Source organism: Bradyrhizobium sp. CCGUVB14 (assembly GCF_024199935.1).
GTDB lineage: Bacteria > Pseudomonadota > Alphaproteobacteria > Rhizobiales > Xanthobacteraceae > Bradyrhizobium.
In genome coordinates, this window is sequence record NZ_JANADS010000001.1 from 1,337,640 (window position 1) to 1,357,908 (window position 20,269).

The 20,269-nt window shown below is 58.1% G+C and carries 22 protein-coding genes; 15 read left to right on the plus strand and 7 right to left on the minus strand.

Annotated elements, in window-relative coordinates; translation table 11 throughout:
- Positions 1–68 precede the first annotated feature (68 nt).
- A complete protein-coding gene (locus NLM32_RS06390; RefSeq protein ID WP_254128390.1) occupies positions 69–956 on the plus strand; it encodes a LysR family transcriptional regulator in 888 nt (295 codons plus the stop codon).
- Between the two features lie 47 nt (positions 957–1,003).
- On the opposite strand, the gene NLM32_RS06395 is transcribed toward NLM32_RS06390, so the two are convergent.
- Complete coding sequence (locus tag NLM32_RS06395) at positions 1,004–2,074, minus strand: YeiH family protein (protein ID WP_254128391.1); 1,071 nt, start codon at positions 2,072–2,074, stop codon at positions 1,004–1,006.
- 85 nt (positions 2,075–2,159) lie between these two features.
- On the opposite strand from NLM32_RS06395, the gene NLM32_RS06400 reads away from it, so the two are divergent.
- Positions 2,160–3,071, plus strand: a complete 912-nt coding sequence (locus NLM32_RS06400; RefSeq protein WP_254128392.1) for a LysR substrate-binding domain-containing protein — start codon at positions 2,160–2,162, stop codon at positions 3,069–3,071.
- Between the two features lie 40 nt (positions 3,072–3,111).
- Here the strand turns inward: NLM32_RS06400 and NLM32_RS06405 are convergent, their stop codons facing one another.
- From NLM32_RS06405 to soxC, 3 genes are read right to left on the minus strand one after another with little or no spacing between them, the layout of a single operon-like run.
- The gene (locus NLM32_RS06405; RefSeq protein ID WP_254128393.1) at positions 3,112–3,687 is read right to left on the minus strand and encodes a hypothetical protein; all 576 of its coding nucleotides are present in this window, start codon (positions 3,685–3,687) and stop codon (positions 3,112–3,114) included.
- A gap of 32 nt (positions 3,688–3,719) precedes the next feature.
- Complete coding sequence (locus NLM32_RS06410; RefSeq protein WP_254108904.1) at positions 3,720–4,259, minus strand: c-type cytochrome; 540 nt, start codon at positions 4,257–4,259, stop codon at positions 3,720–3,722.
- Complete coding sequence (gene soxC, locus NLM32_RS06415) at positions 4,246–5,502, minus strand: sulfite dehydrogenase (protein WP_375143624.1); 1,257 nt, start codon at positions 5,500–5,502, stop codon at positions 4,246–4,248. The genes NLM32_RS06410 and soxC overlap by 14 nt, the downstream gene beginning before the upstream one ends.
- 313 nt (positions 5,503–5,815) lie before the next feature.
- Between soxC and NLM32_RS06420 the strand changes: the two genes are divergently transcribed.
- The 8 genes from NLM32_RS06420 (at position 5,816) to NLM32_RS06455 (ending at position 11,756) form a co-directional block, all read left to right on the plus strand.
- The gene (locus tag NLM32_RS06420; RefSeq protein ID WP_254128395.1) at positions 5,816–6,541 is read left to right on the plus strand and encodes a succinate dehydrogenase/fumarate reductase iron-sulfur subunit; all 726 of its coding nucleotides are present in this window, start codon (positions 5,816–5,818) and stop codon (positions 6,539–6,541) included.
- Between the two features lie 2 nt (positions 6,542–6,543).
- Complete coding sequence (locus tag NLM32_RS06425; protein ID WP_254128396.1) at positions 6,544–6,876, plus strand: succinate dehydrogenase; 333 nt, start codon at positions 6,544–6,546, stop codon at positions 6,874–6,876.
- Positions 6,873–7,214, plus strand: a complete 342-nt coding sequence (sdhC, locus tag NLM32_RS06430) for a succinate dehydrogenase, cytochrome b556 subunit (RefSeq protein ID WP_256568216.1) — start codon at positions 6,873–6,875, stop codon at positions 7,212–7,214. The genes NLM32_RS06425 and sdhC overlap by 4 nt, the downstream gene beginning before the upstream one ends.
- 2 nt (positions 7,215–7,216) lie before the next feature.
- Positions 7,217–8,983 (plus strand): L-aspartate oxidase, encoded by a 1,767-nt coding sequence (locus NLM32_RS06435; protein ID WP_254128398.1) that lies wholly within the window; start codon positions 7,217–7,219, stop codon positions 8,981–8,983.
- On the plus strand, positions 8,980–9,942 hold the full coding sequence (locus NLM32_RS06440) for a fumarate hydratase (RefSeq protein ID WP_254108899.1): 963 nt from the start codon (positions 8,980–8,982) through the stop codon (positions 9,940–9,942). Before NLM32_RS06435 ends, NLM32_RS06440 begins: the two co-directional genes overlap by 4 nt.
- On the plus strand, positions 9,906–10,586 hold the full coding sequence (locus NLM32_RS06445) for a fumarate hydratase C-terminal domain-containing protein (RefSeq protein WP_254128399.1): 681 nt from the start codon (positions 9,906–9,908) through the stop codon (positions 10,584–10,586). Before NLM32_RS06440 ends, NLM32_RS06445 begins: the two co-directional genes overlap by 37 nt.
- Positions 10,587–10,654: 68 nt before the next feature.
- Positions 10,655–10,972 (plus strand): NIPSNAP family protein, encoded by a 318-nt coding sequence (locus NLM32_RS06450; protein ID WP_254128400.1) that lies wholly within the window; start codon positions 10,655–10,657, stop codon positions 10,970–10,972.
- 40 nt (positions 10,973–11,012) lie between these two features.
- Positions 11,013–11,756 carry a sulfite exporter TauE/SafE family protein gene (locus tag NLM32_RS06455; RefSeq protein WP_254128401.1) on the plus strand — a complete coding sequence of 248 codons (744 nt, stop codon included), beginning with the start codon at positions 11,013–11,015 and terminating at the stop codon, positions 11,754–11,756.
- A gap of 34 nt (positions 11,757–11,790) precedes the next feature.
- Here NLM32_RS06455 and NLM32_RS06460 read toward each other — a convergent pair whose 3' ends face one another.
- Positions 11,791–12,729, minus strand: coding sequence for a LysR family transcriptional regulator (locus NLM32_RS06460; RefSeq protein ID WP_254128402.1), 939 nt, complete (start codon positions 12,727–12,729; stop codon positions 11,791–11,793).
- Between the two features lie 366 nt (positions 12,730–13,095).
- On the opposite strand from NLM32_RS06460, the gene NLM32_RS06465 reads away from it, so the two are divergent.
- The 3 genes from NLM32_RS06465 to NLM32_RS06475 are packed head-to-tail and all read left to right on the plus strand — an operon-like array spanning position 13,096 to position 15,816.
- On the plus strand, positions 13,096–13,866 hold the full coding sequence (locus NLM32_RS06465; RefSeq protein ID WP_254128403.1) for an ABC transporter ATP-binding protein: 771 nt from the start codon (positions 13,096–13,098) through the stop codon (positions 13,864–13,866).
- 28 nt (positions 13,867–13,894) lie between these two features.
- Positions 13,895–14,755, plus strand: a complete 861-nt coding sequence (locus tag NLM32_RS06470) for an ABC transporter permease (protein ID WP_254135228.1) — start codon at positions 13,895–13,897, stop codon at positions 14,753–14,755.
- Between the two features lie 56 nt (positions 14,756–14,811).
- On the plus strand, positions 14,812–15,816 hold the full coding sequence (locus NLM32_RS06475; RefSeq protein ID WP_254128404.1) for an ABC transporter substrate-binding protein: 1,005 nt from the start codon (positions 14,812–14,814) through the stop codon (positions 15,814–15,816).
- 121 nt (positions 15,817–15,937) lie between these two features.
- Here NLM32_RS06475 and NLM32_RS06480 read toward each other — a convergent pair whose 3' ends face one another.
- Positions 15,938–16,777, minus strand: coding sequence for a nitroreductase family protein (locus NLM32_RS06480; RefSeq protein WP_254128405.1), 840 nt, complete (start codon positions 16,775–16,777; stop codon positions 15,938–15,940).
- Between the two features lie 321 nt (positions 16,778–17,098).
- The gene (locus tag NLM32_RS06485) at positions 17,099–18,028 is read right to left on the minus strand and encodes a LysR family transcriptional regulator (RefSeq protein ID WP_254128406.1); all 930 of its coding nucleotides are present in this window, start codon (positions 18,026–18,028) and stop codon (positions 17,099–17,101) included.
- A gap of 146 nt (positions 18,029–18,174) precedes the next feature.
- Here NLM32_RS06485 and NLM32_RS06490 point away from each other — a divergent pair, with 146 nt between their 5' ends.
- Together NLM32_RS06490 and NLM32_RS06495 are read left to right on the plus strand one after the other, a co-directional pair.
- Positions 18,175–19,350: an acyl-CoA dehydrogenase family protein gene (locus NLM32_RS06490; protein WP_254128407.1), complete on the plus strand. Its 1,176-nt coding sequence runs from the start codon at positions 18,175–18,177 to the stop codon at positions 19,348–19,350.
- A 119-nt stretch (positions 19,351–19,469) separates the two neighbouring features.
- The gene (locus NLM32_RS06495) at positions 19,470–20,267 is read left to right on the plus strand and encodes an ABC transporter ATP-binding protein (protein ID WP_254128408.1); all 798 of its coding nucleotides are present in this window, start codon (positions 19,470–19,472) and stop codon (positions 20,265–20,267) included.
- Positions 20,268–20,269 lie beyond the last annotated feature (2 nt).

A 20,269-nucleotide genomic window follows, 5' to 3' on the forward strand; every position in this document is an offset into this window, starting at 1 on the left:
GTATGGAGCGCCTAAAATCGCACTTCAACGGCCGAATTCGCGGCTCCGTTGTGCGGAAATTGTAGTCGATGGATTGGGAACGGGTGCGGATATTTCTTGAAGTCGCAAGAGCGGGACAGATCCTGAAAGCGTCGAAAAGCTTACGGCTCAATCATGCGACCGTTGCGCGACAGCTTACGGCGCTCGAGCGGAGCCTGAACGCCAGGCTGATCGAGCGACACACAACCGGCTGCACTTTGACCGCAGCGGGGGAAGCGTTGGTCGCTGCCGCCGAGCGCGCCGAAAGTGAGTTTCTGAGAGTCGGCTCCAGTATTGGAGGAGCCACGGAGGCGATCGTTGGTACCGTGCGCGTCGGCGCCCCCGACGGCCTGGGAAATTACTTTCTTGCGGATCGTCTCGGAGCGCTCGCCGCGAGCCATTCGAAGCTGGTGGTTCAGCTCGTTCCGTTGCCTCGAACATTTTCGCTGTCCCGGCGCGAGGCGGACATCGCGATTACCTTGGATCGTCCCAAGCAGGGGCGACTTATCCTGTCGAAGCTGACGGACTACACGCTGAGCGTCTACGCCGCAGAGAGCTACCTCGAACGCGAGGGACCGATCGCCAGCCAAGCCGAATTGGCCGGCCGCTTGTTCGTAACGCATGTCGAGGATTTTGCTTACAGTCGCGCTCTGGACTACGCCGCTGTTCTCGGTCGGCTGATGTCACGTCGATACGAATGCGGAAGCGTGGTCGCACAAATGGAGGCCGTCCGAGCCGGGCACGGCGTTGGCATTCTTCACGACTATGCGGCGCAGCGATTTCCCGAGTTGAGACGCTTACTACCAGAGGTTCGTTTCGTTCGAAACTATTGGATAACGTCTCATCCCGACACGCACGAGACGCGGCGCATCAAGGAGGTACACAGGTTTATCTCCGGATCCGTAAAGGAAGCCAGATCGGCATTTGTCTCCACCTGACGGGTGTGATCACCGGCCATCGTGGATACAGATCAATCCATCCTGCGCTAGGTCGGTATCACGTAGCGAACGAGACAGAAGCTGACTGCGATCAAGAAGATGAGCGATAACGTTACAGCGGCCGTCACTCGGGCTCCGACCTGTCCGACTACGCGAAGATCCACGCCCAGACCCAGCGCGGCCATCGACAGGACCGTGAAGATGCTCGCGATGTAGCGGATGGGCGAGATGAAGTTGTCGGGAATCAAAGATAGGGACCGCAACGCCGCCAACGCAAAAAACACGATGATGAACCACGGTACTGCTTTGAAGAGCTTCTGATTTGACGATCTCGCCGCTCCGTCAGTGCGCAGGCCGCGCGCCAGGTAGGCGATTGAAGCGACAACCGGCCCCAGCATCATGACGCGCACCAGCTTGACGACGGTGCCGATCTGCGTGCTGACGAGGCTGGCCGGCATGGTGGCCGCCAACACTTGCGGTACAGCGTAGACGGTCATGCCCGCCAGTATCCCGTACTGAACCTCAGAGAGAGCGAAGAGCGGAATGAGCAACGGCAGGCCCAGAACAACGATGACACCTAGAATCGCAGTGAAGGCGATCGACGAGGCAATTTCATCGGAGTTCGCACCGATCAGAGGTGCCACAGCGGCAATAGCCGAGTTTCCGCAGATTGAGTTTCCACACGCGACTAGAATGGAAAGACGGGTTGAAAGCCCGAGAGATCGGCTCACCGCGTAGCTGATCACGATGGTCAGAATGACAACGCAGACGGTCGCCACCAGTAGAATTGGACCAGAACCTGCAATCGTCGAGAACGTAATCGAGGCACCTAGCAATGCGACGGCAACTTCCAGCAGTTGCTTCGCGCTGAAGGCGATGCCTGCTCGCCAGCGGGTGCCCGGCGTCCAAAAGGTACGAATAGCCGTTCCGACGAGAATGGCGATCACGATCGCTTCTAGGTAGGGATGACCAAAGCTCGATTCCTGTGCCATCTGAAGACTGATCGCTACTACTGTGACTGCAGCGCAGAGGACTATCCCGGGAAGAACCGAGGATGCCGCTGAAATGGCTGAAACAGCAGGCGTGGACTTCTTGGTGCCATCGACTTGATCCGACATCTCGTTCCCCTAAAGAGAACAAAATATGCGTGACACGAGCGATTTTGGAAAATATCAATTTGTCATGAACCGATAATGGGGAATTATGGCCCTCAACCTTCATTTGCTCCGGATGTTCGTGGCGGTAGCCCGAGCGGGCAGCTTTTCTCGCGCCGCTGAAGGAATGAATCTAAGCCAACCGGCACTGTCAAAGGGAGTGCGGGACTTCGAACTTCAGGTCGGCTGCCGGCTGCTTAACCGGTCTCAAAAAGGCGTTGTGCCCACGTCGGAAGGCCTCGCTTTGCTGAAGTATGCGGAGGATCTATTTGCCGCCGAGCGCGCAGCGGAGGAAATGCTCTCGTCTAAGCGCAACCTGAACAACGGATCGCTGCGAATTGGTGCAAGTACGACGATTGCCACCTACATGCTCGCTCCTTATCTGGGGGCCTTTCATAGGGCATACCCTGGGATCGATCTCCATCTTGTCAGCGCGAATACGCGCGAGATTGCCGAGCAGATGGCGGCACAAGAAATAGATATTGGCCTGGTCGAGGGACCGATCGACGAAGGTGTTGTGGTAGCGGAGGAATGGCGAACCGACGTCATGAAGTTGATCGTCTCGGAGCATCATGATTTCGCTTCGGCGATGGAACCCATCGACCCTCAGCTTCTAGGAGGGGAGGTATTGATTCTGCGTGAGCCGGGATCAGGCTCGCGCGAAGTCGTGGCGCAGGCGCTCGCGTCGAACAACATCGAGCCGCTTCGGTTTCTGGAGATCGGCAGCACGGCCGCGATCAAGCAGGCGGTGGCGGCGGGTATTGGCGTCTCCATCGTTTCAACTGTTGCGACGAGAGACCAAGTCCGGCTGGGCTATCTGAAGGCCGTAGAGCTTCGCGGAATCACGGTAGAGCGCTCACTATGGCGACTGAGGCTATCGGACCGAACTCCGAGACCTGCCGCACGAGTATTCGACAACTTGTTGGATGATCCGGAAGTGCCCAATCCTAGCGATGGATAAGCGCCATCCGCTCTAAGAAATCGTCCCGTCGTCCGTTCGGTCAAGATTCGAGGCCCGTCGGGCCGCCAAGAAGCCGTTCGTAGAGGCCGGCTTTGGCGGCGTCAGCTATGAATTGTCGGAGTTCGTCTCCCTCTTCAATGAGGGCGAACTGTGCGCCGCCGAGGCGAGGCGTTCTGTTCTGAAAGTCTCGGCCCAGGACCACACCCGTGCTGGTCGTTTGGGTGGGTATGCTGACTTCGAGAACTGGATCGTCAGGGACGATATCGGTCATCTTGGTCAGCAATAATGTGACAGTCGCGCATCCAATCTCCTGGAAGACAAGCGTCTCGCTACGCGTCCCTAGGGTACGGATAGCGGAACCGGCTTCACATGCGGGTCGTCCTCCGGAGACCACGGAGGGAGAGATCCGAGTTCCCCAAAGAACGTTGGCGGTTTGCCGCTCCGGTTGACCGCTACGGCGAGATGGTTGAGCCGAGGGCTCGATCACCACTTCATCGAACATCATGCTGTAGAACAGGGTCTCCGACGTCTCTATGGGCCGCGAAATGAAGAGCACGAGTCGAGGGAGCCGCGCGCCAACAATCGAGCGAAGTTTTTGGGTCAGCCCCGTGATCATAGTTGAGCCATCCGAGTGAACGTTGACACAAGTCACTTTACGTCTGGACGGGGATCTCCAACGAAATTATCGCGGTTGGGCATCCTGATGGCGGGCAGGTTCTTCGCATCCAAGGCGGCGTTGTCGGGTAGCAGGCCGTTGAGATGAAGAACATAAGCTGTGACCGCATAGACCTCCTCATTGCTGAGCGATTGGGGGGAAGGGTGCGGCATGGCTCGGCGAATGTAGTCGAACAAAGTGGTCGCGTAAGGCCAATAGGATCCAACGGTCTTAACAGGATTCGGCGTGGCCAATGTACCTTGTCCGCCAACAAGCTTATCACCGACGCCGCCTTCACCTTTCGAGCCGTGGCAGGCGGCGCACTGTTGATCGAACACTTCCCTGCCGAGGCCGACCGAGCCTTTGCCTGGCGGCAGATTCGTCCCATTGCGGTCAATATCAATATTCCAGCCAGCGATTTCAGCTTTAGTCGCTGTACGTCCAATCCCGAGTTTAACCGAGGACTCCGAATGCGCCGCCGAGACCAGGAATAATGCGGCGGAACTCGCAATCAAAAGATTACGCATTTGCATTGGTAACCTCGCCGTCCGCGGCAACCCGCCAGGGTTGGACTGCGTTGTTGTGATAGAACGAGTTATCGCCGCGTACGCCGACCAGGTCAGACAATGTCGGCTGAACATAGCCAGTTTCGTCGATCGCCCGGCTTTGGATCACGGTGGGGCTGCCATCCCATCGCCATGGCAGTCTGAAGCGCGTTAGAGCTCGCGTAAGTACCGGCTCCTGTAGCTGTGCTTCTTGCCAGCTCTTGCCATCGTCGACCGAGACGTCGACGCGCTTGATCTTGCCACGGCCAGTCCATGCGATACCCGATATCTCGTGGAAGCCATGCGACTTGAGCTTTTGGCCGCCGGACGGATGGGTAATGATGGACTTTGCGTCCATGTAGAACGTGAACTCTCGCGCCTTACCGTCCGGCAAGAGGTCCGTATACTTCGACGTTTCTTCGCGAGAATAGACCGGCTCGGCAATGACATGCAGGCGGCGCAGCCACTTTACGCTCATGTTACCTTCAAAGCCCGGCAAGAATAGACGCAAGGGATAGCCTTGCTGCGGACGAAGCCGCTCACCGTTTTGGCTATAGACGAGCAGCGCGTCGTCGAGACATTTCTCGATCGGAATGCTGCGTGTCAATGCGGCTGCATCTGCGCCTTCAGCGACGATCCACTTTGCCTCGCGCCGCAATCCTGCTTCCTGCAGCACATGGCTGAGCTTGACACCGGTAAACTCGGCGCAACTGACCAAGCCGACCAAGTCAGATGCTGTCTTGCCGTACGGCTTCTTGAACCCGGGGTTACCGGAACACTCGAGAAAGTAGATGTGTGATTCAGATGGGAAGCGTCTCAGGTCATCCATCGTGAAAATGAGAGGATTGTCGACGAGTCCGTGGACGATCAGGCGGTGTTGGGCCGGATCGATCGCCGGAACACCCGAATGGTGACGTTCGTAGAAAAGCCCGTTCGGGGTGATGATGCCATCCAGATCCTGAAGGGGAGTGCGACTGGACGTCCAAAAAACCGGTTCGCCACTTTTCGGTATGTTTCGCGTGACACTCTTTTCGAACGGAGACGGCGTCCCGTAGAGCTGGCTGCCGACAGGATCGCCGGGCGACTTCATCCATTCGGGGACGTTCGGCGGCAGATTTTCGCCATTGAGCGGGTCTGCGAGAGCATCTCCGCCGACGACCGCGCTGACAGCCGCACCTCCAACAAGCGTGCCTCCCTCGCGCAAGAATTGGCGGCGCGAAGCGACGAGCATGTGCTCATTTGAATCTTTCGAGCGGTCGGCCATGCCTTCGATCTCCTGTCTCAGCGCGCAAACAGACAAGCCCTGGCCTATCGGAGAGATGTGAGCAAACTAACTTTCCTGAAATTGCATTTCAGGATTCGTGAAGTGCATCGTCGATTGGTTGGTGCTCCGCCGGAAGACGTGCGCCTAAGAAGTGCCTTTCGGCGGACCGCGTTTGCGGTGATAGTTTTTCTTACATTTTCCGTCACTATTTTTGGGTTTCTGTCAGAAAAATCGTCAATATAGTCGAGCTCAGGCAAACAATATTCCTGGGAGCGAGCGCTTGTCCTCGGACGCAAAAACCCTCGACGTATCTGTGTGGCGGGGAGACAGCGCTGGCGGGAAGTTTGAGCGCTTTCAAGTTCCCAATCAGGAAAGCCAGACCATTCTCGACGTCGTGGTTTGGATTCAACAGAAGATCGATCCCACGCTTGCCTATCGATACGCGTGCCGGGTGGGTATGTGCGGATCTTGCGCGATGATGGTCAATGGCCAGCCTCGGTGGACTTGCCGGACGCACGTGCAGAGGGTTGTCCGCGACAATCGCATCGAGGTAGCGCCGCTTCGCAATTTGCCGGTCATCAAGGATCTCGCGACGGATATGGATCCCTTCTTCACGAAGTGGGTCAAGGCGGAAGGGGTATTCCACCCCACAGGCACGAGGGATGACGACATCGTCAAGGTAGACCCGTTGAGTGGCGATCGCATTCTCGCGGATGCCGCGATCGAATGCATCAACTGCGCGGTGTGCTACGCTTCTTGCGACACTGTTCAGGGCAATCCGGAGTACCTAGGACCCGCCGCCCTTAATCGCGCATGGACGCTCGTCAACGACGAGAAGGACGGGAAGCGGGCCGATATCCTCGATGCGGTGTCGCAGCGGGGGGGCTGCCACAACTGCCATTCCCAGGGGAGTTGCGCCAAGTTCTGCCCGAATGAGCTAAGTCCAATTACGTCGATCGCCGGGTTGAAGCGCGAGACGATGAAGTCCTTCTTCAAGGGACGGTGACCATGCTGACATTTCGCCTTTTCATGCTGCAGCGAGTGACAGCGCTGATCATGGCTCCCCTGGTCCTGGGGCACCTGGCCGTGATGGTTTATGCGATACGTGGCGGCCTGTCGACTGGAGCGATCCTTTCTAGAACGCAGGGAAGCCTTCCTTGGGCGCTCTTCTATGGGACCTTCGTTGTAGCGGTATCGATCCACGCCGCGATCGGCGTGAGAGTAATCGCCGCAGAGATTCTCCACATGCGCGGTCTTCTCCTCGACGCCTTGTCTTGGGCCCTGTGCGCCTTCTTGCTTTTCGCAGGGCTGCGCGCCGTTCTTTCGGTGACCGCGCTATGATCCGTCCGCACCGAAATCATCCGCTCTGGTTGGCCTACATTCTTCATCGGCTATCCGGCTTGGCGCTCGCGATCTTTCTTCCGGCGCACTTCTACGTCCTTTCCCTCGCGCTCACCGCACCGAAGGATCTAGATGGCTTCCTGCATTGGGCGGACAAGCCGCTGGTGAAGGCCACCGAGTTTGGGCTCGTGTTCCTGCTGGCGGTCCATTTCTTCGGCGGCCTCCGGCTTATGGCTTTCGAATTGCTCACCTGGACGAGGGATCAGAAGACCTGGGCCGCGGCCAGCGTGGCGTTCGCGTTCATGGTCGCCGGCAGCTTCCTTCTGAGGGCGATTTGATCATGGCGGCCCCTTTCGATCTTGAACGTCACGACACCGACATCCTGATCATCGGGACAGGCGGAGCCGGACTGTTCGCGGCACTTCACGCGCAGCAGGCGGCTCCTGAAGGCACCAAGATCACGATCGCCGTGAAAGGTCTCATCGGGAAGTGTGGCTGCACGCGGATGGTCCAGGGGGGCTACAATGTGGCGCTGGGCGGCGGCGACTCCGTCGAACGTCATTTCATGGACACGATCATTGGCGGAAAATGGCTTCCCAACCAGGACATGGCCTGGAGGCTCTGTGAGCAGGCCGTGGTGCGCATCCGCGAACTCGAGAATGAGATCGGCTGCTTTTTCGATAGAAATCCAGACGGCACGTTGCACCAGAAGGCGTTCGCCGGGCAAACGGCGGACAGAACCGTTCATAAGGGTGACTTGACTGGCATCGAGATCATCAGTCGCCTCATGGAGCAAGTGCTCGCTCGACCGGTAGAGAAACTGCAAGAACACCGCGCCGTTGGCCTTGTTCCGTCGAGGGATGGTTCGTCCCTTGCCGGGGTCTTGTTCATCGATATGCGCACGGGTGCACTGCGGTTGGTGCGCGCCAAGACGGTGCTGATGGCGACCGGCGGCGGGCCGACAATGTACAAGTATCACACACCATCCGGCGACAAGACGATGGACGGCCTCGCCATGGCTCTTCGGGCCGGCCTGCCGCTCCGCGACATGGAGATGGTCCAGTTCCATCCCACCGGCTTGCTCGCGGGTGAAGATACTCGGATGACCGGCACAGTCTTGGAGGAGGGGCTTCGGGGCGCCGGAGGCCAATTGTTGAACAGTTACGGCCATCGCTTCATGTTCGACTATGACGCAAAGGGCGAAAGAGCGACCCGCGACGTCGTCAGCCGAGGGATCTATGCGGAGATGCGCAAGAACAACACCTCGAAGAACGGCGGCGTATACATCTCGATGGCCCATCTCGGCCCTGAGAATGTACGGCAGAAATTCAAAGGCATGGTGAAGCGCTGCGCGGACAGCGGCGTTGACCTCGCCGCAGGGCAGGTCGAGGTGGTTCCCACAGCGCACTATTTCATGGGTGGCATTGTCGTGGATACCGACACGCACACCGAGATGGAAGGGCTGTACGTCGCAGGCGAGGACGCCGGCGGTGCACACGGATCGAATCGGCTGGGCGGAAACGGCGTGGCCAATTCAACCGTCTACGGCGGGATTGCTGGCGACGTCATGGGCCGCGACATCCGCAAGATGGCGCGTCTGCGCGATCCGGACGAGGCGGTTCTGCAGGCCGAAATAGAACGGGTCGTCTATCCGTTCACGAAATCACCAGGAAACATCCGCGAGTTGCGCAACGAACTTCAGAATACGATGTGGGACAACGTCGGCGTGATGCGAACTGCGGCAGGAATGACCAGGGCAGCTCGCCGCATTTCGGAGATTCGGTCCGAGCTCATGAATGTCGGTGTGGCAGGAGGCAGCCGGGCCTTCAATCTCACTTGGCACGACTGGCTGAACGTGAGCTCGCTCTGCGACATCTCGGAGGTCATTACCAAGGCGGGTTTAGAGCGAGAAAATTCTCGTGGAGCTCACTACCGGGAAGACTTTCCAGAAAGCGGAAGCCTGGAGAAGTCATACTTCACCTTGGCGCGCAAGCGCGACGAGGAGCTTCAGATGAGCCGGGAACAGGTGAAATTTACTATCGTACAGCCCGGCCACTCGATCCTATCCACCGAAGAACCCGACACCCTCGTGAGGGCTGCAGAATGATCTCCATCGATGCGATTCAGAAGGCCGCGGAAATCCTGATGGAGAAGGCCGCCATCGAGATACCCGAAGACTATCTCGATGGCCTCAAGGCCGCTGCAGACGTCGAAGATGGTGATCTGTCCTCGTTCGTTCTCCAAGCCATGCTTGAAAACTATGAGGCGGCCAAGCAGGATCGTCGCGCGATGTGCGGGGACACCGGTTGTCCGCGCTGGTACGTCAAGATGGGTAATGAGGCCAGCATCGAGGGGGGTCCAATCGCTCTGGAAACCGCCCTGCGGCGCGCCACCGCCAATGCAACCAGGAACGTTCCACTCAGGCCGAATCGCGTGCATCCGCTTTGGCGTACCGATCACGATAACAACGTCGGTATCGGTGCCCCCGAGATTGAATATGCGTTCGAGCCGGATGGCGACTGGGTCGACCTGATTACGGTTCACAAGGGTGGTCTCTTCGGAACCGATTATCGCATGTTGTTTCCGTCCGACGGTATCGCCGGCATCAAGCGCTTCTATCTCGACAGCCTCGTTGCATTTGGAAAACGAGGCCTGGCCTGTCAGCCGGCGATCATCGGCATTGGTCTCGGAGGGTCGAAGGACGCCTGCATGGTTCTGGGTAAACGTGCCGCCTGCTTGCGAACAGTCGGAAGCCGAAACCCGGACCCGCGCATTGCAGAAATGGAGCGGGAGTTCAAGGAGCTGGGCAACTCCATCGGAATGGGCGCGATGGGATTCGTCGGCAAATCGATGGTGATCGATTGCCATATCGAAGTCGGATATTGCCATACCGGCGGTATGCAGATGAGCGTCCACGCGTTTTGTCTGTCGTCTCGCCGCGCGGTAGCACGCATCCATGGCGACGGCCGTGTCGAGTACCGGACCGATCCGGATTGGTTCACTGATTATCAACGTCGGGAGACGGTGGAATGGAACGTGCTTCCAAGCCTAAGCAAATCCGCCTGAGCACCAAGCCTACGCGGGAAGATCTGGCGGCCCTGAAGATTGGAGACATCGTCTATCTGGATGGGCTGATCTATACGGGTCGCGAGGGCGTGTACATGCGCGTTCTCGAGGGGAAGGAACCTCTCCCGTTGAGCTTGCCGGAAGAAAGCGCTGCCAATTTCCACTGTTCGCCGGCGGCTACCGTTGATCAAGACGGTAAGATTACGATGGGCGCCGTGACGGCCACGGCCTCCTTCCGCTTCTCGAAGTGGATCGGGGAGTGGCTGCGCATTTCCGGCGCGAAGCTCATCATCGGCAAGGGAGGTATGACGTCGCACGACTACAAAGAGCATTTCGTCCCGAACGGCGCAATCTACCTGACGACGGTGGGGTACGGCACCGGCGCGCTATTGGGGCGCGGCATCAAACGCGCGCGCGATATCTACTGGAAGAAGGAACTCGGGCTTGCCCAGGCCATGTGGTTGATCGAAGCCGAGAACATGGGGCCCTTCATCGTCGAGAGCGACTTAGACGGCAATAGCCTGTTCGAGCGCGAGAACGCCAAGGTGTCGGCCAATCTCGAGCGTGTCTACGCGGGCACGAAGCCGGCGGTACTGAAGCGGTTCGGCGAAACCGACGATCGGTCGGACGAGCTAATCGGTTAATCGCAGCGAAGCTCGCACGGGATAGGACCGGGGTCGTTCAATTCGCCAGCAGGCTACAAGGACGCACAATGTTCGTGGACGAAAGAATATACTCCCTGCATGCGGGCCAGGTCCCCACCTTCTTGAAGCTCTACGAAGAAGAAGGGATGGAGTGCCAGGTTCGCATCTTGGGCAAGATGGTTGGCTATTACTATACCGATTTCGGCCCACTAAATCAGATCGTCCACATGTGGGGATATGAAAGCCTGGATGATCGGTTCGAGCGACGAAAGCAACTGCAAGCGTCGCCGGCATGGCAGTCCTACGCCAAGAAAATGCGTCCTCTTGTGGCGAAGGTCGAAAACAAGCTGCTGGTGCCCGCGCCATTCTTTCGTGTGCCGAATTAGGCAATAGATTACGGTCGATAACACGGTCGGCATCCAAGTCATGAGCTTCTATCTTTGGCTTGCGGCAGGCTCTGCGGCGGGCGGCTTCATTAACGGTCTTGCAGGGTTCGGAACTGCGCTTTTTGCGCTTGGTTTCTGGCTGCAGATACTGCCGCCGACCGAGGCCGTCTCGATGATCGTCATCATGTCCGTTGTCAGCGGGCTGCAGGGCGTTGCTCTCGTCCGCAATAGTATCCGTGAAAATCCGCTGCGTCTGTCGAGGTTCGTCCTCCCCGGACTCCTTGGTATTCCGATTGGCGTCAAGCTGCTCGCGATCGCGAGCCCGCTCGCGATCAAGCTCACGGTAGCAGCATTCCTCATTGTGTATGGTGGTTTCATATTGCTGCGCCGAGAGCTTCCACGGTTGCCCCAACCAAAGCCAATATTGGACTGCGCTGTCGGATTCGTAGGCGGAATTCTAGGAGGGGCGGCCTCGTTATCTGGAGTGATGCCGACGATCTGGTGCACGCTCCAGCCTTGGACAAAGTCCGAGCAACGAGCTGTCATGCAGCCATTCAACGTCGTCATCCTGGCGATTGCGGCCGCCGTCTACGCGATGAGTGGCTATTACTCGTCCAGAAGCGTTCCGCTGATCCTGATTGTGCTCCCTATTACCCTGATCTCGGCCCAAGCCGGCATCTGGGCTTTCAAGAGGCTGTCAGACGATCAATTTCGAAAGCTGCTGGTCTGCCTGATGTTCGTCTCGGGATTGATCATCGTCGCCAAGGAAGTGCTGCTTGGCTAACTGGTGGAGCAGCACACCAGAGCTTCGCTTGCTCTTATCGTTTTCGCCTCGACGGCCTCTTCTTGAGTGCCGGCTGACGCGAGTCTGGCGAAGGCTGCCCTTCGCGTATCGCTGCGGCAAATCGAGCATTCATCTCGTCGATGGCGCGAATCCTGACGCTGTCGGCTCGAGATATGCACCCGAGGATGCGGACCAGGCGCTTGTCCGGACCGAGCGGCAAGTGCTTAAGGGGCAGGGCGTTCGATGCGCTGACGCAGGTTCGTGGTGCGATGGAGACGCCAAGATTGTAGTAGACCATGCTTGAGATGGCCTCCAGGCTCTCCAGCTCCATGCTCTCGTTCACGACGATCTTGTTTTCTTGGAGCCACGTTTCGATCAATCCTCCGACCACGGCCTGACGTGAGAAGCGTATGAACGGACTTCTCTGCAGCAACTGGAGCGGATCCTTGCCCTCGGCCTCGAGAGACGCCAGCAGTTCAAAGGGCTCTTCTGCAAGATCATACCAGACGAGATTACGAGGAATGAAGTGCGGCTTCGAGACGATCGCAAGATCGAGATGACCTCTCTCGACCTGTTGGATCAGCGCGGTGGTCAGGCCGGGCGTGATCGTGACATGCAGGCCCGGATAATCGCTCTTCAACTTCGATACTGCGAGGGGCACGAGGCCTGTGAGCGTCGTTGGGACGGCTCCTAGCGAGAAGACGCCCTCGATTCCTTGATTGCCCAATACATTTGGGACGATGCTGTCGTAAGCAGCGACGACCTCGCGGGCCTTCGAAACTAGTGCCCGTCCTGCGGGGGTGAGCTCTGGCGTTCGGCGACTTCTGTCGAAAAGCGCTATCTTCCACTCCTCTTCAAGCGCCCTGATCTGCTGGCTTACGGCGGCGTGCGTAACGAACACCTCCTTTGCCGCAGCACTGAAGCTCCCCTGATCCGCCACTGCAATCAGCGTTTTGAGGGTTCGGATCGACATGGAGATACTCCGTAGACATGTAAGTCGAACTTTCAATAAGCGTTAGCATTTGTGCCTTTGAGAAAGAAGGACTTTACGCCAATATTTTAGAAGCGGAAAAATTGCGAAACGCAAAACGAGACCGCGTGAGGAAAGCGCTTGAGGTGCTCAGCATTAGCTCTGGGTCAGGATCCCTCGCTCTCGTCGGAGCCGCTGCTCTGCCGGGATCGCTGGAGGTCGCCTCTATCGTGTCAACGGTTGGGTGACGCGACGACCGCGCCGCCTCCAAATGCAGAATGCCGGTGAGCGGGCCGGCGTCATCGATTTATAGCGCCGCCGGGACAGCCGGATCCCAAGAAGACATCGGGGACACATATGGGAGGAGAAATGGACCGAGACGAGCCGCTTCTGAAAGTATCCGGCGTTACGCTGCAATATAAGACAACGTCTCATATAGTGACGGCAACGTACCGCGTCGGCTTTGAGATGTTGAAGAGCGACCGGTTCGTGCTGCTCGGGCCGTCGGGATGCGGGAAGTCGACACTTCAGAAGGCCGTTGGCGGATACATCGCGCCGACAGAAGGCGAGATGCGTCTCAAGGGAAAGCTGATCACAAAACCAGGCCCTGATCGCATGATGGTCTTCCAGGAATTTGATCAGCTCTTGCCTTGGAAGACGGTGCAACAGAACGTCGCTTTCGCGCTCGAGGCGGCGAAGAAACTGTCCAAGCGCGAGGCGGGCGATCGGGCCGGCCACTATGTCGAGATGGTGGGGCTCTCAAAGTTCGCCAACAGCTATCCTCACATGCTGTCGGGCGGCATGAAGCAGCGCGTCGCGATTGCTCGCGGCATGGCAATGGAGCCTGACATCCTGCTGATGGATGAACCGTTCGCTGCCCTCGACGCGTTGACGCGACGAAAAATGCAGGATGAGCTTCTCTCTCTGTGGGACAAGACGCGCTTCACCGTCATGTTTGTCACGCATTCGATCGCCGAGGCCATCAAGATCGGGAATCGCATCCTTCTGTTGTCGCCACATCCGGGCCGGGTGCGAGCTGAGCTCAACAGCGCAACAACCCCTGAAGACGTCGCGCACCTCGAGCGGCAAATCCACGAAATGCTGTTTTCCGAAGCTGCGCCGGAGGCGGCCCATGCATAAACAATTGAGCGTCGTGTCAAATTCGCAAATGGCCAACTCACTTCGTCCCGAAATCCGGAATGCTCAGAGTGTCGAGGAAATCAGGGTGGTCGAGAAGCCTCGATCTCTATTCGATAAGCTCTACGGCGAGGACTTCGTTCGGAAGGCATTCATTCTCATAGCCCTGGCACTTGTCTGGGAAGGGTATGGGCGTTGGCTCGACAACGAACTCCTGTTCCCGACCTTCGGGGCGACCATGTCGGCGTTCGCCAAGGGGGGTGTCAATGGGGTTCTGCCCGGCCGGGCATGGGGGTCGATTAGGGTTCTGCTGATGGGGTATGCGTCGGGCATCGTTCTCGCCGCGCTGCTTACCGGTCTTGCAATCGCATCCCGGATTGGCAGGGATTTTCTTGAGACGATGACTTCCATGTTCAATCCCCTGCCGGCGATCGCGCTGCTCCCGCTCGCCTTGATCTGGTTTGGACTAGGGAATGGAAGTCTGGTGTTTGTCTTGGTGCACTCGGTCACTTGGGCGATTGCGCTCAATACTCATGCCGGCTTCCTGTCCGTGAGCAAGACCTTGAAGATGGTCGGCCGCAACTACGGACTTGGCGGTCCTGCTTTCATCATCAAGATTCTGATTCCCGCGGCATTTCCCAGCATTCTGACCGGTTTGAAAATTGGCTGGGCATTTGCCTGGCGAACACTAATCGCGGCCGAGCTTGTGTTCGGCGTCAGCTCCGGCTCAGGCGGTCTGGGATGGTTTATCTTCGAGAACAAGAACATGCTCGATATTCCGAACGTGTTTGCCGGCCTGTTGACCGTCATCTTGATTGGGCTTGTCGTCGAGAACCTTATTTTCCGCGTCATCGAGCAGAGAACGATCAATCGGTGGGGCGCCCACAGCTGATGACAGTGAGAGTCTCCTCGCATAAGCGAGAGGCGACACGAATGGGAGGACAAACAGTGAAATCCAGCTACCTGGCGCTTGTCGCGCTCGCTCTGGCGAGCGTTCTGACGCCAAACGTTTCAAGGGCGGAAGTTTCGACGATACGTCTCGCCAAACAATATGGCCTAGCCTATCTGCCGCTGACCATCATGCAGGAAGAGCAGCTTCTCGAAAAGGAGGCGGCCAAGAGCGGTCAAACCGTCAAAACGGAGTGGCTCCAGTTTTCCGCTGGCTCGGGGATGAACGAGGCGCTTCTCTCCGGCAACCTCGACCTAGCATCGGGTGGTGTCGGCCCTATGCTCACGATTTGGTCGCGGACGTTGAAGAACTACAAGATCAGGGGCATCTCAGCGATGGCTTCGCTGCCCCTTTACCTCGTAACTGTCAATCCAAACGTGAAGTCGATCGCGGACTTCGGTAGCGCCGACAAGATCGCAATGCCGACGGTGAAGACCTCGATTCAGGCGATCACGTTGCAGATGGCTGTCGAGAAGCAGTTCGGGAAGGGGCAGGCGACCAAGCTTGACCCGCTGACAGTGTCTTTGAGTCATCCCGACGCTCAGGTTGCGATGTTAGGTGGTAAGGCAGGCATCACCTCGCATTTCGGATCTTCTCCGTTTCAGGAGATGGAGCTCAAGGATCCCAGGGCGCATCGAGTTCTCGACAGCTATGAGGTCCTTGACGGACCTCATACATTCAGCGTCGTTTGGGCGACGGACAAGTTCGTAAGCGAGAACCCGAAAATCGTTGCGGCGTTCTATGCGGCGCTCAAGGAGAGCATCAGTTTGATCAACTCCGATCCGAAAGCTGCCGCGAGCCTCTGGATCAAGGGGGACCGCCTGAAGCTCTCGGAAGAGGATGCTGAGGCAATCATCAAGAATCCGGAAAACAAGTGGACGACCGAGCCTCAGAAGCTGCTGGTATTTCTGAATGGAATGCACGCCGCGGGGCTGATCAATGACACGACCAGCAATTGGAAGGACCTCTTCTTCACCTATGTCCACGACACAAAGGGGAGCTGAGGGGCAGGGACCACCCGGGTGAGTTCGTCACCAGCTTAGCGTGCGGCGCAGGTCTGCCTGTTGGATAGTTCGGCGTCGAAACACCGTGTCAATTCTCCGCGCAGTGTCACGTGTCGGCCGATTAGTCTAGCTTGAAACCGATGCGCTTGACGTAGGCGCCAAAGTCTTGGCGCTCCGGAAACGCGTATTGCCGCGCCTTGTCCTCGGACCAGCCGTAGCTCTCGGACCGGCCGAGTTCGTTGACGTATCGTTGCGTTACATAAGGCTGGTCGGCCGACCTGCGTCGATCGTATTCCTCGATCGCGGCGTCGAGTGTATCGTCGGTATAGGTGTTGTGATGAATAGTAACGGGCAGAGGTAGCCGCAGACTCCTTGGTGGCTGGTCATCTGGATACCCGACGGCTAGGCCTGCCACGGGAAAGACGTGTTCGGGTAGATTCAGCAACTCTGCGAGCCGGTCCGGGTGATTGCGCACCGCGCTGATGGGGCAGACGCCAAGGCCTTCTGCTTCCGCCGCGACCACAAACGATGAGAGTGCTATCGCGGCATCGACTGTGGCATTGAAGAAGGCATCCAAATGGTCGTTGACAAAGGGCCGAGCCCTCAGCGCATGGAGGCGCCGCTGCCGCCGATTGTTGCCGCAGAAGATCAGAAGGTTCGGGACTTCCTCGAGCCAGTTCTGGCCCAGGCGGCCGCTTGCCAAAAGCACGCAGATTTCGGATCGCAGGGCAGGCGAATCGATAATGATGATATCGCGTTGCTGCAAATCGCTCTTGGTTGGGGCACATAGCGCGAGCGCGCAAAGTCGCCTCAGGACATGATCTGGGATTTGTTCTGGGCGAAATTTCCGAACAGAGCCGCGCTTGACCAATTGTTTGTGAACGGCAGGCGCGCCGTCTTCGAGCTCCAGATCCGCGGCCTCGGGGCCGAAGCGGTTAGAGAGCAGATGAAATTCATCCATTTCGCGATCCAGGTCCGATTGCTTTGAAGCTTGTGCAATCCCGTCAGGTTAGTCGATCCGGATTCAAGAGTCGCGGAAAATGTCTTCAACTCCAATGTTCAATGTTCTTGCGTGCGCCGGGCAAGCGAAGAAATGCAGCAGTCGATTGAGAAGCAGGCGCGTTGATTCTCTTGCGCACTGCATATCTTTTCCTTCGGGCGGGCCAAGGCGCCTCCGCTGGGGGCAGCAGGTAGCTCAGGCTCCAGAGATGGCGTTCCCAAAGCTTGGAAGGCTCCTCCGGGAGTGATAGTTACGCCCGATCGTAGCTAGCTCACGGAGCGATCAAGGCTTGCGCGTCGTGCGCCTTGTTGTAGGCGAGCGGCGTGACGGATGGCGGTTCGAGAAGGACTGTCTGAGAGAATTGGCAAGTTCTTCCACTTCGGTCCTCCAGCGCATAGTCGGGTCCCAAATCGCGGTTAGATCCATGCCGAGAGCAACACCGTTTGCCGTGATCTTCGTCGTATAGAGATCCGTCCGAGTGCTCGATGGCATGACCGCTGTACCGAGGCCGACGCGAGCCAAAGCGAGGATGACGCTGGCGGAACTGCCCTCGTGCATAATGTTCGGCGTGAGCTGTAGAAGCCGTAATGCGGCGTCGAGAGTTAAGCGAGACTGATAGCGACGGTCGAGAATTAGTAAGTCCCGCCGACAGAGTGCTCTAAGTTCAATGCCGTTTTTAACCTCGCCAGGAGCGAAGGGCTCCGAGGAGCCGGCGAGAATATTCAAGCGCACAATTGGACGATCGATAAGCCCGGTATCAAAGCGAGGGCGGGCGGTGATGCCGAGGGAAGCTTTGCCACTCAAAATGAGATCTTCAATCTCGACCCCGCCGGCTTCTAGAAGACCTATCCTGACGTTCGGATGAGTTCGCACGAATTCGGCGATACAATCCGCTACTACCGTCTCGATCATATGGGCCGTCGCCGCTACGGTTAAGTGAATCGCTGGGCGCACACCGTTCACGCGTGCGGCGGCCTCCAGCGCCGTAATTCCTTCCAACGCCGCCAAGGCGAGGGGGAGCAGATTCTGGGCCTCGCTCGTCGCCGCCAATCCCCGTCCAGAGGATTCGAAGAGAGACAGGCCCAGCTTGTGCTGGAATTCGGTGATGCGTCGCGACAACGCCGACTGCGAGATGTTGAGGCGCTCGGCTGCCTCCACGAGTGAGCCCGATCGGTAGACGGCAACGAAGGATTCCAACGACCGCTTATCCATCCTTGCAAGATCCTCAACGATTTCTCGGAGTTGCAGAGATCGCAACAAATGGCCTGCAAATATTGCACTTTATGCATGATGTCAATTCGGTTAGCGATAGTGCAACGAACATCAGCTGCTTACGGGCGCGCTCAGGAAGGAACCAGATGACAGTTTCTGTCAGTTCTTGTGTGTTTTCGCACGAGGAGATCCGAGAGCGCGTCAAGCATCTTGCCGATAGCGTGCTCAGGCCAGCGGCAGCAGAGATCGATAGAACTGAAGAATACCCATATGCCCATGCCCGCGCACTGCGGGATATCGGCATCGCGGGGATGACGATGCCGAAGGCCTACGGAGGCCGCGACGTCGACTTCCTTGGCGTGACCATTGCCGTCGAGGAGGCGGCCAAGGCCTGCGGGATTTCCGGCAGAATTGTCGTTGACACCAATATGGGTGCCGTCCCCGCTATCATGGCATACGGCACGGAGACGCAGAAACGCCGCGCGTCGGAACTTATTCTCGACGCCGACAAGCCGGCGATCTGCTTTTCGGAACCGCGAGCCGGCTCCGATGCGGCCAACATGACCACCAAGGCTGTACGCCGGGGCAATAGCTACATTCTCAATGGGACGAAGCACTGGATCACCGGCGCGGGCATCACGCGGCTCTATCTCGTGCTCGCTCAGGTCTATGACGGCGAAACCTACCAAGGTATCGGCTCGTTCATGATCGAAACTGGACATCCGGGCTTTCGTGTCGGCAAGCGCCTTCCTGCAATGGGCCTGCGTGCAATTCCGGAAGGAACGTTGCACCTGGAAGATTGTGAAGTCCCCGCCGATGCTTTGCTCGTCCCGCCCGCAGGGTTGAAGAAGGGCTTCGGACAAATCATGCAAGCGTATAACTCGCAGCGCATTGGCGCGGCCTCGGTGGCGCTCGGAATTGCTCAGGGCGCGTACGACGCCTCTTTGGCCTATGTCGACGAGCGCGAGCAGTTCGGACGGACGATCTCCGAGTTCCAAGGCGTGCAATGGATGCTGGCAGACATGGCGATCACGCTACGCGCCTCGCGACTCCTGATCCAGGACACGGCGCGTAATGCGAATCCGTGGCCGGATGTCACGGCATCGGCGCAGGCCAAGATATTCACCGCGGAGGGCGCCATCAAGGTGACGAACGATGCCCTGCAGCTGCACGGCGCCGCCGGGTATGGCCGCGATCTGCCGCTCGAACGAATGGCGCGGGATGCACGCATGTTCACCATCGGCGGGGGTACGACCCAAATCCTGCGCAATATGGTCGCAGGCGGCCTGCTCGGTCGCCGCCTTCCGCAGACAAGGACGTAGACCGAGACGCGGCGACCCAAAAATAATCGGGCGACGTGGAATTTAGAAGACTGGGATTTGGAAACGCAATTGTCGTCATGCGGATCGGGCCGCGCATGACGGTCGGATAGGAGTAGGTGATGCTGTCGACGCTCCAGGTCGTCTCGAATCCGCGCCCTGCGCAGATTCCTCAAGAGCCGCTCCTCCAGGTCTCGGGGGTGACGCTCCAGTACAAGACCACCGAATACCTGGTTACGGCGACATCGCAAGTTAGCTTCGATATCCATGCCGGAGATCGCTTCGTTCTGTTGGGGCCATCTGGTTGCGGCAAGTCGACGTTGCTGAAGGCGATTGCCGGCTTCATCAAACCGGTTGAAGGAAGGATGACCCTCAAGAACCGTCAAATCGATGCGCCCGGTCCCGATCGGATGATGGTTTTCCAGGAATTCGACCAATTGCTGCCGTGGAAGACCGTCAGACAAAACATCGAGCTGCCGCTCAAGCTAAACAAGCGCGCGGATGTCGCTCGCTCTGCAGAAGAAATTATCGAGCGGGTCGGGCTGACAAAATTCGCAGATGCATATCCGCATACGCTTTCGGGTGGCATGAAGCAGCGCGTTGCTATCGCGCGAGCCATGGCAATGAAGCCCGACGTCCTCCTGATGGATGAGCCTTATGCGGCGCTTGATGCCCTGACCAGGCGGAAGATGCAGCATGAACTTCTGCAACTCTGGGACAAGACACGCTTCACTTTGATCTTCGTGACGCACTCGATCGAGGAGGCGGTTCTCATCGGGAGCCGGATTCTCGTGCTTTCGCCGCATCCCGGCCGGGTGCGCGCCGAACTCAATGCGCACCAGTTCGGTCCGGATAGCCAAGGCGGATCCGAATTTCAGGCGCTCTGCAAGAAGATCAACGACATGCTGTTCGAGCATTAAGC

Excerpts from the sequence above, each read along its gene's own strand:
- NLM32_RS06390 (WP_254128390.1), top strand. The coding sequence starts at position 69 with ATGGATTGGGAACGGGTGCGGATATTTCTTGAAGTCGCAAGAGCGGGA.
- NLM32_RS06395 (WP_254128391.1), bottom strand. The coding sequence starts at position 2,074 with ATGTCGGATCAAGTCGATGGCACCAAGAAGTCCACGCCTGCTGTTTCA.
- NLM32_RS06400 (WP_254128392.1), top strand. The coding sequence starts at position 2,160 with ATGGCCCTCAACCTTCATTTGCTCCGGATGTTCGTGGCGGTAGCCCGA.
- NLM32_RS06405 (WP_254128393.1), bottom strand. The coding sequence starts at position 3,687 with ATGATCACGGGGCTGACCCAAAAACTTCGCTCGATTGTTGGCGCGCGG.
- NLM32_RS06410 (WP_254108904.1), bottom strand. The coding sequence starts at position 4,259 with ATGCAAATGCGTAATCTTTTGATTGCGAGTTCCGCCGCATTATTCCTG.
- soxC (WP_375143624.1), bottom strand. The coding sequence starts at position 5,502 with ATGCTCGTCGCTTCGCGCCGCCAATTCTTGCGCGAGGGAGGCACGCTT.
- NLM32_RS06425 (WP_254128396.1), top strand. The coding sequence starts at position 6,544 with ATGCTGACATTTCGCCTTTTCATGCTGCAGCGAGTGACAGCGCTGATC.
- sdhC (WP_256568216.1), top strand. The coding sequence starts at position 6,873 with ATGATCCGTCCGCACCGAAATCATCCGCTCTGGTTGGCCTACATTCTT.
- NLM32_RS06435 (WP_254128398.1), top strand. The coding sequence starts at position 7,217 with ATGGCGGCCCCTTTCGATCTTGAACGTCACGACACCGACATCCTGATC.
- NLM32_RS06440 (WP_254108899.1), top strand. The coding sequence starts at position 8,980 with ATGATCTCCATCGATGCGATTCAGAAGGCCGCGGAAATCCTGATGGAG.
- NLM32_RS06445 (WP_254128399.1), top strand. The coding sequence starts at position 9,906 with ATGGAACGTGCTTCCAAGCCTAAGCAAATCCGCCTGAGCACCAAGCCT.
- NLM32_RS06450 (WP_254128400.1), top strand. The coding sequence starts at position 10,655 with ATGTTCGTGGACGAAAGAATATACTCCCTGCATGCGGGCCAGGTCCCC.
- NLM32_RS06455 (WP_254128401.1), top strand. The coding sequence starts at position 11,013 with ATGAGCTTCTATCTTTGGCTTGCGGCAGGCTCTGCGGCGGGCGGCTTC.
- NLM32_RS06460 (WP_254128402.1), bottom strand. The coding sequence starts at position 12,729 with ATGTCGATCCGAACCCTCAAAACGCTGATTGCAGTGGCGGATCAGGGG.
- NLM32_RS06465 (WP_254128403.1), top strand. The coding sequence starts at position 13,096 with ATGGACCGAGACGAGCCGCTTCTGAAAGTATCCGGCGTTACGCTGCAA.
- NLM32_RS06470 (WP_254135228.1), top strand. The coding sequence starts at position 13,895 with ATGGCCAACTCACTTCGTCCCGAAATCCGGAATGCTCAGAGTGTCGAG.
- NLM32_RS06480 (WP_254128405.1), bottom strand. The coding sequence starts at position 16,777 with ATGGATGAATTTCATCTGCTCTCTAACCGCTTCGGCCCCGAGGCCGCG.
- NLM32_RS06485 (WP_254128406.1), bottom strand. The coding sequence starts at position 18,028 with ATGGATAAGCGGTCGTTGGAATCCTTCGTTGCCGTCTACCGATCGGGC.
- NLM32_RS06490 (WP_254128407.1), top strand. The coding sequence starts at position 18,175 with ATGACAGTTTCTGTCAGTTCTTGTGTGTTTTCGCACGAGGAGATCCGA.
- NLM32_RS06495 (WP_254128408.1), top strand. The coding sequence starts at position 19,470 with ATGCTGTCGACGCTCCAGGTCGTCTCGAATCCGCGCCCTGCGCAGATT.